Source organism: Rhizobium sp. 1399, from assembly GCF_031455475.1.
Taxonomy (GTDB): domain Bacteria; phylum Pseudomonadota; class Alphaproteobacteria; order Rhizobiales; family Rhizobiaceae; genus Rhizobium.
This window is the reverse complement of sequence record NZ_JAVDSU010000027.1, coordinates 19,701-29,922: the sequence shown is the minus strand read 5'-3', so window position 1 is coordinate 29,922 and position 10,222 is coordinate 19,701. Positions and strand designations below refer to the sequence as shown.

The window sequence follows — 10,222 nt, the reverse complement described above, 5'->3', positions numbered from 1 at the left end:
CTCCTGCTTTGTTCAACGGTGTTAATTACCCGCATCCGCCTCCAGGCGGCGGGGAAGTTGTGTCTCCACCTCTTGTAAACGAACATAAGAGGAGTTCGTCCTCGCCTTCGGGCCAGGCAACGCGGCCGTCCGCCCGCAGACCCGGCCAGACTGGTGCCCTGGCCTTCGGCGGCACGAGCAGGCGCACATGCATATCGCCGCCGATGAAAGGCGTGACGTCGGCACAGGCGAATTTCACCCGGCGCATATGCGCCGTCACATCCTCGGCCGAAACAACGGTGGCCTCATGGATGTTCGGCAGCACGGCGAGTGCGCCAGGATCGGACCAGGTGAGTTCCAGCGGATCGTCGCCGGCGAAATAGAAGAGGTGCTCGGCAAGCATGGTACGGCTCATCTGCAGCGCCTTTTCCGAGGAGCAGGAAAGCTCGATCAGCAGCTTGCGGTCCTCAATACGGATTTCGGCAGTGCCGGCCTTGCTCTTCAGAAGCGCAAGGTCTTCACTGCGCTGCACTTCGGCATGCTCGACAAAATGCTCGCAGATTTCGCCAAGCATGGCTGCGGCATCCCTGGGAAGCGCGACACCCGAGAGCTTGAATTCCTGAGCCGTGGTCATCTGTCCTCCTTGTGGAATGCCTGTTGCAGTTCGCGTTCACTCGCCGCCATCCGGTGACGGCCAATCGGCAGCATGATGGGCTGGCCGGATGTGGGATCGGTGATGATGCGGCTTTCAAGGCCGAAGACCTGCCGCACATTGTCTTCTGTCAGCACCTCCTGCGGCGTGCCGGACACATGCACGCCGCCATCCGTCATGGCGACGAGGTGGTCCGCATAACGCGCCGCAAGATTGAGATCATGCAGCACCATGACAACGGTGGTGCCGCGCGCATGATTGAGATCGGTCAGGAGATCCAGCACCTCGACCTGATGGCTGATGTCGAGGAAGGTTGTCGGCTCGTCGAGCAAGAGAATTTCCGTCTCCTGCGCGAGCGCCATCGCGATCCACACCCGCTGGCGCTGCCCGCCTGAGAGTTCGTCCACCGGTCTTTCAGCAAGATCCGAGGTCTTGGTGGCGGTCAGCGCAGCATCGACGGCCTCGTCATCCTTGCGGGTCCAGCGCGAAAACAAGCTCTGGTGCGGATAGCGGCCACGGCTGACGAGATCGACAACGGTGATGCCTTCGGGCGCGATCGGTGATTGCGGCAACAGACCCAGCGTGCGGGCAAGTTCGCGCGGCGGCGTGCGATGGATCGACTTACCGTCGAGCAACACCTGTCCCTGGCGCGGCGAAAGCAACCGCGACATGGCGCGCAGCAGCGTAGACTTGCCGCAGGCATTCGAGCCGACGATGACGGTGATCTTGCCGGGTGGGACGGCGAGATCGAGCCCGTGCAGGATCTCGTCTTCACCGTAGCCGGCCGAAAGTCCGCTCGCTGTGAGGGTATGGATGGTCATAGCGAGCCTCCGGTCCGGTTGACGCGCACGATCAGGAAAATCAGATAGGGGGCACCGAGCGCCCCGGTGACGACGCCGACCGGATAGCGGCTCGGCAGCAGGAACTGGCCGGCATAGTCCCCCGCCAGCACCAGCACCGCACCGACGAGCGCAGCTGGAATGAGGATCGAGCCGTTGTTCCCGACGATACGCGCGGCGATCGGCCCCGACAGAAAGGCCACGAAGGCAATCGGGCCTGTCACCGCCGTTGCCGAGGCGATCATGCCGACGGCTGCCACGATGATCATGATGCGGGTGCGCGACACGCCGACACCGAGGGCGGCGGCCGTATCATCTCCAAGCCGCAGTGCCTCCAGGTCGCGTGGACGGCTAAGAAGCAACCCGCCGAAGACGATAAGCGCCAGAAGCAGCGGAGCCGCCTGGCCGAGTTGGGCGCCGTTGACACTGCCCGACAGCCAGCGGATCGCCTCCTGCAGGCTCCAGGCCGGTGCCTGCGACAGGATATACGCTATGACGCTTTCCAGCATGGCGGATACGCCGATGCCGACGAGGATGAGCCGCGTGCCCGCCACGCCATTGCGAGACGACAGTCCGTAGACCGTGAGGGCCACTCCGAGACCGGCGACGACGGCCAGGACGGAAACGATCGGCCCTTTCAGGGACAGCACGACGATGGCGAAGACGGCAGCCGCGCTCGCCCCCGAGCTGATGCCGATAATATCGGGACTTGCGAGTGGATTGCGCAGCATGATCTGGAAGGCGACGCCGCCGAGCCCGAAGCTCAGGCCTGCAAACACCGATAATGCGGCGCGTGGCAGCCTGAGCTGGCCAACGGCAAAGGCTGCGCCTTGCACATTCTCACCGAGCAGCACACGGATGACATCGCCGGGCGGCGTGAAGGATTGTCCGAGCGACAGGGTGAGCGCGAAGGTCGCCACGACGAGGCAGAGCAGCATAGCGACCACGAGCACGTGCCGGCGCATCCGGCGGCGTCTGCTATCAACGATGCGATCGAGAGAAGAGGCAAACACGGTCATAACTCACGCACCCGCTGACGCCTGACGATGGCAATGAAGAAGGGCGCGCCAACCAGCGCGGTGACAATCCCAACATCAAGCTCCGCGGGTCTCGCGACGATGCGCCCGATGACATCGGCCGCCAGAAGTAGACAGGCACCGCCGATCGCCGAAAAGGGCAGGAGCCAGCGGTAATCGATCCCAACCAGCAGACGGCAGAGATGCGGCACGACGAGGCCGAGAAAGCCGATCGGCCCACAGACCGCCGTGGTCGCGCCGCAAAGCAGGATGGCGCCGAGCGCAGCAACGCCGCGCGCTAGCGCTACGCGCTCGCCAAGGCCTGCCGCCAGCTCATCGCCGAGGGCCAGAGAATTCAACTTGCGCGCCGACAGCAGGCTGATGAGGAGGCCGGCCGCGAGAACCGGCAGAACCGGCAGGATACGTTCGAAGGTCGCCCCGCCGACACCGCCGATCTGCCAGGAGCGGATGCCGCCGGCGATATCGTTGCGGGGCAGCACGACGGCAATGACCATGGAGGCGAAGGCGACCGAGGTTGCGGCGCCAGCAAGCGCCAGTTTCAAGGGCGTCGCCCCGCCACGCCCGAGCGAACCAATCGTATAGACGAAGACCGCGGAACATCCGGCCCCGAGGATCGCCGTCCAGATATAGGCTTCGTTCGAGGAGATATCGAACCAGGCGACAGCAACGACGACAGCGAGCGATGCGCCCATATTGACGCCAAGAATACCGGGATCGGCGAGCGGATTGCGCGTCACACCCTGCATGATCGCGCCGGCAAGGCCAAGTGCTGCGCCGGCGATGACGGCAAGCAACGTACGCGGAATGCGCACCGTCACCGCCGCTTGTCCGATCGTGTCCGCATGGCCGGCAAGGGCCGCGGAAATATCCGCCCAATCCACGTCACGCGTGCCGACCATGACCGAGAGCGCGCAGAGGCACGCAAGAGCCGCAGCGAGCCCGAGAAGCCAGAGGCTGCGGGCCTGGTTCGACCGGGCAGTTATGGGTGGCCGGGCTGATGATTTCGGACTGCGTGCGATCATTGGGGCTTGCTGGGAGAGTTTCTGGCGGCGTGTGCGAGCAGCGCCACGTAATCCTTGAGAACCCAAGAGATCGACAGCGGCGTCGGATTGGCGGCTGTGCCGACCGGATTGCGGCCGAGCGTCACCAGTGCGCCCTTGGAAACGGCCGGCATTCTCGCCATCAGCGGATTCTTCTCCAGCTCTTCGAGCAGCTGCTGGTTTCCGTAGGTGACGACGATATCGACATCATCGAAGGAATCGATGCGTTCGGCGCTGATCGAGCCTGCGAACTTGCCTGGAGCCGAGGCTTCAACGACGCTCTTTGGAGACTTCAGCCCGAGATCGGCGAAGAATTTCACGCGCGTATCGTTGGTCGTGTAGAAATTTACGGTGCTGAGATCGGTCGCGTTGAGATGCGTGATGAACATCGCCGACTTGTCATGCAGTTCGGGATGGCCGGCGATGGTCTCTGATATTCCGCCCTCGATCTTCTTGATCAGCGCATCACCTTCTGCCGCCATGCCAAGCCCGGCACTGTCCAGGCGGATCATCTCGCGCCAATCGGTCGACCAGGGCGCCTCCGGATAGGCGACAACAGGGGCGATCTGGCTCAGCGTATCGTAATCGGACTGACTGAGGCCGGAGTAAGCCGCCAGAATCACGTCCGGCCGGGTGGCGGCGACCGCCTCGAAATCGATGCCGTCGCCCTCGTCGAACAGGACGGGCTTTTCGGCATGCAACTCCTTGAGCTTGTCGGCGACCCATGGCAGCAGCCCGTCGCCGTCATCATCGCCGAAATTGGCAGCAGCAAAACCGACCGGCACGATGCCGAGCGCCAGCGGCACTTCATGATTGGCCCAGGCGACCGTCGCGACCCGCTCTGGCTTCTTGGCGACGACGGTCGTGCCAAAAGCATGCTTGATGATAACGGGATAAGACGTGCCCTCGTCAGCCCAGCCACTGCCGGACGCAGCGACATTCAGCCAGACACAGGTTACCGCCAGTTTCGCGGCCAGAAGCAAAAAGCGCAGCATCGTGCAAACTCCGCCAGTTTTAAGTTGACCTCCACTTTCAGGTTAATCTACCTGCGTCAACGGTCATGCCGGCGCTTCGGGGCTACAGCGTTGAGATTTCCGTGGGATCCTACAAAACCCGGGAAATTTACAATACTGGACAAGCGTGCTCAAGTTAGTAGCCGTCGCAGGGGACATCGAACCAATCATTGGGCAGCCGGTCCGCGAGCAAATCTCTCGTTCGCACCGGCTGCCGACATGCCGTGCGGACCGATCCTCAAACCGGCATTCCATTCGGCACCCCCTGTCGAAGGGCCGCAACGGCGACACCAACCTCTGGAACGTGAACATGGACATCGAAAGCACAGACGCTCACTCGCGACAGACCCTCCTCCGCTACCGGAATGCGGTCCTTCTCGCTTGCACGGCGCTTGTCGCCCTTGCACCGGGCGCGGTGCTCGGTCAGGAGAGCGGGAATTCGAATACGGTCACCACTCTGGCACCGATCGTCATTCAGGGCAGCGGCCTCGATACCGATAATGATTCCAAATCAATCGTCGCGACCAAGACCATCAGTGGCAACGGTATGGCGACCGATCTTCTCGACACGCCAGCCTCCATCTCCGTCATCACGTCGAAGGAGATCCAGGAGCGCGGCGCGCAAGATACCGAGCAAGTGCTGCAATATACATCCGGTGTGACCACCGATTTCTACGGCTCGGACGACCGCTTCGACTACTTCAAGATCCGCGGCTTCGATGCCTATACCTACCGCGACGGCCTGACGCTCGGCGACCCCTTCGGCGGCATCCGCGAAGAGCCCTTCGCTTTCGAGCGCGTCGAAGTGCTGAAGGGTGCCAATTCTACCACCTTTGGTGTTTCCGACCCCGGCGGCGCGGTCAACTTCGTGACCAAGCGGCCGAAAAGCGAGCGCTTCGGCGAGGCCTATGTCACCGGCGGATCCTTTGATCACCGCGAGACGGGTATCGATTTCGGCGACAACATTACCGAGGACGATACCTTCTCCTACCGCATCACCGGCAAGGTGAAGCGCGCCGACGAGGAATATGACTACTCGCAGGACGATGAGAACTTCTTCATGGGAGGCCTGACCTGGCGCCCGAGCGCCGATACCAATCTGACGGTGGTCTATGACCATCTGGACAAGGACGGCGTTCCCGGCAGCGGCGGTCATCCGGTTGGTTCGGATTTTGCGAGAAGCCGCTTCTTCGGCGAGCCTGATTTCAACTACCGCGACGTCAACAGAAATACGCTGAGTGTCATGTTTGATCATGACTTCGGCTCGGGCCTGACCTTGAGCTCGAATGCGCGCTACAGCAATACCAAGAGCAATTTCGGCTATGCCTATATCTCGGCGACGCCGACAAACGGCTCGACCATCGCCGACCGTGCCTTCTTCGCCAATGACCAGGCGGTCGAAAACTTCATCATCGATACCCGCCTGCAATATGAAACGAATTTCGAGGACATTGACAGCCGCAGCCTCGTCGGTCTCCAATACAACAATCTGCAATCCGACAATGATGGCTATTTCGGCGGCGCCCCAGGCATCGACTGGACAAACCCCGTCTATACTGGCGCACCGACTTCGGTTCCGCTCTACCAGAGCCTGACAAACAACCAGAAGACTACGGCCCTTTATCTGCAGCAGGATCTGACCTTCTTCGACAAGCTGACCGCCTCCGTCGGCCTGCGCAACGACTGGCTCGACCTGCAGCAGCAGAACAACATGGCGGGCTCGACCTCTGATGCCGATCTCAGCGAGTTCACCAAGCGCGCCGCGTTGAGCTACAAGATCACCGATCAGGTGGCGACTTATGTCAGCTACGCGGAATCGGTGCTGCCGGCCTCGCTGACGCTTGATCCCGAGCGCGGCGAACAGTGGGAAGTCGGCGTCAAATACCGGCCCGACGAATTCCCTGCCCTCTTCAGCGCGGCAGTCTACGATCTGACCAAGAACAACATTACCCGCACCAACCCGGCAACCGGTTTCCAGGAGACGATCGGCGAGGTTCGCGTGCGTGGTATCGATCTCGAGGCCAAGGCTGAAATTACCGACAATGTCAGCCTGACGGCCGCCTATTCCTATATGGTCTCCGACATCGTCGAGAACGGCACGCTCGGCAACGAGGGCAACGAAATGTCGTTCGTGCCCAATCACATCGCCTCGCTCTGGGTGAACTACGGAATTCCCGGCAACGGCTTCCGTGGCGACATGAACTTCGGCCTCGGTGCGCGTTATACCGGCTCCTACTACTTCAACGACGCCAACACCCAGTCGACGGGCAGCAGCATCGCCTTCGATGCCGCCTTCAGCTACAAGATCCAGGAAAACACATCCTTCGATGTGAATGTCAGCAACCTGTTCGACGAAAAGCATGTCGCCTATGGCGGCTTCGGAGCGGATTTCTACAATCCGGGTCGCGCGATCTACGCAACATTGCGCCAGACCTGGTAATCGGCCGGTCCCGTCCGCATCCTTGCGGGCGGAACCACCTTTTTGGGATTTAGCGGAGCTGCTGCATCCGCCGCCAGGCAGCGGGTGTGTCGCCGGCGATCTGGCGGAAAACCTTGGTCAGATGCGCCTGATCGGAAAAACCGAGCTGGGCGGCGATATCGGCAACGGCAAGCTCGCTTTCGGTGAGCAGCCGCTTGGCATGGTCGATGCGTTTGCCGAGCTGCCATTGCAGCGGCGTTTTGCCGGTCGTCTGCTTGAAGACATTGGAAAACCAGCTTTCCGACAGGCCGACGGTCTCGGCCATCTCGGCGACGGTCAGGCGGCAATCGCTCAGCCTGTCGACGCGGGCGATCAGCTTGTTCATCTGCGCCTGCGTCAGCCTTCCGTTCGGCTGCTCGGCACCCTGTCGGGGAATGTCCAGCAAACCACTGACGATACTGCCGACGAGGCTTTCGCCATAGATTTCATGTTTCGATGGGCTGGAGACCTCGTCGACGACAAGGCGGGCCAGCGTTTCGATTGCTCCGGTATCCTGCACCTCGACCGGATTGCGCAATGCCGCCATCGCCGTGGAATTGCCGACCGAAGGCGCGAGGTATCGCAGCAGCCGGTCTTTGTGCATATGCAGATTGAGGTGCGAGAAGCGATGCGTGGTGCCGCTCGTCGTCCACATCGGCATGCCGGGCGGAACATAGACCGCTCGCGTCATAGGCCTGTAGTGCTGCTGAAAGTCGCCGTCGCGGTTCGACATGCGGATCTGGGACGAAACATCGCTGAAGAAAATCATGATGCGCGGATCGTCCGAGAGGTAATAGCCCCTCGCGCCTGACTGGCTTTCGGCTTCCCAGAAGACACTCACAAGCCCATCGAACTGGCGCCATTTGACCGGCGCCATCACGCGGATGCCTTCAGTGTGCCAGATCATGGAATGCCAGAAACTCAATGTAGGGATCCATCCTTGCTCAGCATGAACGATATCGCACCAGTCAGAAGAGCGGAAACACCCGCTGCAGCCATTGTCCCGATGGCCTTCTACGAGCTATCGCAAGCTCTCCTATCGGCTTCTAAGCCAAAAATAACATGAGTGCAATTATCATGTTTCTGCAAATGCGGCCTACGGCGGCTGCACCGATCGTGAATGATGTCCGCAGAACCCTGATAAAGCTTACCGAGACTATTGGTGACTGAGGCCGTCGCTCGAAAGGAATAAGGCGTCTGCCGGGGGAGGAGATCCAGCAGACGCCTTTTATGACGCGTGGCGACGGGAGGAGGATGCCGCCACTTAGACGCTGGCTTGGGAGGAGGTAAGCCGCGTCTGGGACAAAGCGACGAGGGAGGAGTTTCATCGCTTCGTTGAATCGGAATATAGGCTGATCGCTGCCAGTCTTCTAGGCACATATTTGCAAGGCTGCCATGCGCTATGCGTCAGAAGAAGAGCTCATATAACGCAAAAAACGCGCCTGCCATCATCAGGCGAGCGCGTTTAGCATTCATTAAGAACTGGTCTTAGCGACCGATGGCTGCGCGTGCGACGTCGCGGATATCGCCACGAGCGATGCCCAGGTCGTTCAGTTCGCGGCTCGACATACGTCCAAGCTCAGTAACGGTTTGACGATACTTGCGCCAGTTGTTGAAGGTGCGTGCGATGCTCATTGTAATCCCCTTTCCGTGGGTCTAGCGACAGCTGCCAGGTAGCGGCGCTTCGTTCGCTTTGATGAGAAATATATAATATGGGGTTGGGGAATGAGTAGCGTTCAGACTACAGTACACCTATGCACAAAACGCATAACACGACGGACTACTGGCCTCTTCTTGGGCAACTTCCTATCCGTGAGTATAATTGAAGGAGGTCCGCCGAAGCCCCACGTGATCCCGACGATCCTCCAAAGCCGATCAGGGGTACGTTCGATGTCTAGCTCAATCTGCGAAGCCTATCCTGGAATATGCAGTAAATCCCGTCTCGCTCATCCTCGTCCTGTCCGCCTGTTCCATCCTGCAAACGACAATAGACAAAATGCGATCCGGCCAGCCGTCGCCGCTCTACCCACTAGTGTACCAGTGTCCGGGGCCAGACCGATGTCTGCCCTGGAAGTCGGATCGGTGATTTCGCTGCTGGGGCTGCTCGTCTTCGCCGCCCATGAGGAGATCGTGGCCGTCGCCCCCTTGGTCGCTTCCGCTCTCGAACATTTTCTCGCAAGTGCACCGGTCGCCCTCTGGTAGCCGCAGCATCACACCCTATTGCAAAGCTTGCCCGGATCACCCAAGTGCAGGTGAGCAGTGCTGGACAATGACCGATGCTCTTCGAAGATTCACGGCTAACAATCGGTATCGTTCTCCCCATGCAGGAGCGAGAGCGGCACGACATCGACTTCGGCCTTCAACTGGAGCTTGCGCGCCGCGCCGATGAGCTCGGTTTCTCGGCAATCTGGGTCCGCGACGTTCCGTTGAACAGTCCCGCCTATCCTGATCCCATCGGGCATTCCGACCCATGGGTGCTGCTTGGCGCACTGGCGGCATCTACCCGTTCGATCGCATTGGCGACCGGCGCAATCGTTCTGCCCTTGCGCCATCCGCTTCATGTCGCCAAAGCGGCTCTATCGATGGACGCCCTATCATCGGGCAGGTTTATTCTCGGCCTTGGTTCCGGCGACCGTCCGTCGGAGTTTGCGGCCTTCGACCGCAGTGTTGACGACCGGCGCGAATTGTTTCGGTCCAACTGGGCTGCACTCAGCAATGCGCTTGACGGACATGTCGGCTCGCAGGCAGGTGAGAACCAATTCGAGATCCGTCCGCGCAGCGGGCGGCGTCCTCCACTGGTCGCCGTCGGTTCGTCCTCGCAATCACTCGAGTGGATTGCCAGAAACGCCGGCGCCTGGATGACCTACCACCGGCCCCTTGGCGCACAGAAGGACCGGATAGCCCTCTGGCATGGGGCGATACAGCGCACGACCACTGAATTCCGGGGCATAGGTCAGGCCATGGCCCTCGATCTCCTGGATACGCCATCAGACCACATCGAGGAGATCAATCTCGGATATCGAACCGGACCAGAGGGATTGCTCGCCGCTCTCTCTACCCTCCGCAATCTCGGCGTTCACCACGTTGCTTTCAACCTGCTCGTCAATGGGCGCAAGGCTCTCACCGATCTTGAGATCGTCGCGCGAGAAGTTCTGCCACGACTGAGCCAAGCCGCAGAACTGCAGGCGTCTCGATAATCTCTGA

The 10,222-nt window shown here is 60.7% G+C and carries 9 protein-coding genes and 1 pseudogene; 3 read left to right on the top strand and 7 right to left on the bottom strand.

The genetic code is table 11. From position 1 onward, the window contains the following. Positions 1 to 73: 73 nt before the first annotated feature. From J2X71_RS37825 to J2X71_RS37805, 5 genes and pseudogenes are all read right to left on the bottom strand, one after another. A pseudogene (locus J2X71_RS37825) lies at positions 74 to 613 on the bottom strand (DUF2218 domain-containing protein); the annotation flags it as partial. Beyond that, positions 610 to 1,452, bottom strand: coding sequence for an ABC transporter ATP-binding protein (locus J2X71_RS37820; RefSeq protein ID WP_310390529.1), 843 nt, complete (start codon positions 1,450 to 1,452; stop codon positions 610 to 612). The gene J2X71_RS37820 and the pseudogene J2X71_RS37825, both read right to left, overlap by 4 nt. Then, complete coding sequence (locus J2X71_RS37815; RefSeq protein ID WP_310390528.1) at positions 1,449 to 2,489, bottom strand: iron ABC transporter permease; 1,041 nt, start codon at positions 2,487 to 2,489, stop codon at positions 1,449 to 1,451. The genes J2X71_RS37820 and J2X71_RS37815 overlap by 4 nt, the downstream gene beginning before the upstream one ends. Further along, complete coding sequence (locus J2X71_RS37810) at positions 2,486 to 3,529, bottom strand: iron ABC transporter permease (protein WP_310390527.1); 1,044 nt, start codon at positions 3,527 to 3,529, stop codon at positions 2,486 to 2,488. Before J2X71_RS37810 ends, J2X71_RS37815 begins: the two co-directional genes overlap by 4 nt. Beyond that, a complete protein-coding gene (locus tag J2X71_RS37805; protein WP_310390526.1) occupies positions 3,526 to 4,542 on the bottom strand; it encodes an iron-siderophore ABC transporter substrate-binding protein in 1,017 nt (338 codons plus the stop codon). The genes J2X71_RS37810 and J2X71_RS37805 overlap by 4 nt, the downstream gene beginning before the upstream one ends. A 328-nt stretch (positions 4,543 to 4,870) precedes the next feature. Here J2X71_RS37805 and J2X71_RS37800 point away from each other — a divergent pair, with 328 nt between their 5' ends. Then, the gene (locus tag J2X71_RS37800) at positions 4,871 to 7,000 is read left to right on the top strand and encodes a TonB-dependent siderophore receptor (RefSeq protein ID WP_310390525.1); all 2,130 of its coding nucleotides are present in this window, start codon (positions 4,871 to 4,873) and stop codon (positions 6,998 to 7,000) included. A gap of 49 nt (positions 7,001 to 7,049) precedes the next feature. On the opposite strand, the gene J2X71_RS37795 is transcribed toward J2X71_RS37800, so the two are convergent. Together J2X71_RS37795 and J2X71_RS37790 are read right to left on the bottom strand one after the other, a co-directional pair. Then, the gene (locus J2X71_RS37795) at positions 7,050 to 7,943 is read right to left on the bottom strand and encodes an AraC family transcriptional regulator (protein ID WP_310390524.1); all 894 of its coding nucleotides are present in this window, start codon (positions 7,941 to 7,943) and stop codon (positions 7,050 to 7,052) included. 563 nt (positions 7,944 to 8,506) lie between these two features. Then, the gene (locus J2X71_RS37790; RefSeq protein WP_113296387.1) at positions 8,507 to 8,653 is read right to left on the bottom strand and encodes a DUF1127 domain-containing protein; all 147 of its coding nucleotides are present in this window, start codon (positions 8,651 to 8,653) and stop codon (positions 8,507 to 8,509) included. A gap of 423 nt (positions 8,654 to 9,076) precedes the next feature. On the opposite strand from J2X71_RS37790, the gene J2X71_RS37785 reads away from it, so the two are divergent. After that, on the top strand, positions 9,077 to 9,220 hold the full coding sequence (locus tag J2X71_RS37785; protein WP_310390523.1) for a hypothetical protein: 144 nt from the start codon (positions 9,077 to 9,079) through the stop codon (positions 9,218 to 9,220). 74 nt (positions 9,221 to 9,294) lie between these two features. Continuing rightward, complete coding sequence (locus tag J2X71_RS37780) at positions 9,295 to 10,215, top strand: TIGR03571 family LLM class oxidoreductase (RefSeq protein ID WP_310390522.1); 921 nt, start codon at positions 9,295 to 9,297, stop codon at positions 10,213 to 10,215. Positions 10,216 to 10,222 lie beyond the last annotated feature (7 nt).

Excerpts from the sequence above, each read along its gene's own strand:
- J2X71_RS37810 (WP_310390527.1), bottom strand. The coding sequence starts at position 3,529 with ATGATCGCACGCAGTCCGAAATCATCAGCCCGGCCACCCATAACTGCC.
- J2X71_RS37780 (WP_310390522.1), top strand. The coding sequence starts at position 9,295 with ATGCTCTTCGAAGATTCACGGCTAACAATCGGTATCGTTCTCCCCATG.
- J2X71_RS37785 (WP_310390523.1), top strand. The coding sequence starts at position 9,077 with ATGTCTGCCCTGGAAGTCGGATCGGTGATTTCGCTGCTGGGGCTGCTC.
- J2X71_RS37790 (WP_113296387.1), bottom strand. The coding sequence starts at position 8,653 with ATGAGCATCGCACGCACCTTCAACAACTGGCGCAAGTATCGTCAAACC.
- J2X71_RS37815 (WP_310390528.1), bottom strand. The coding sequence starts at position 2,489 with ATGACCGTGTTTGCCTCTTCTCTCGATCGCATCGTTGATAGCAGACGC.
- J2X71_RS37820 (WP_310390529.1), bottom strand. The coding sequence starts at position 1,452 with ATGACCATCCATACCCTCACAGCGAGCGGACTTTCGGCCGGCTACGGT.
- J2X71_RS37805 (WP_310390526.1), bottom strand. The coding sequence starts at position 4,542 with ATGCTGCGCTTTTTGCTTCTGGCCGCGAAACTGGCGGTAACCTGTGTC.
- J2X71_RS37800 (WP_310390525.1), top strand. The coding sequence starts at position 4,871 with ATGGACATCGAAAGCACAGACGCTCACTCGCGACAGACCCTCCTCCGC.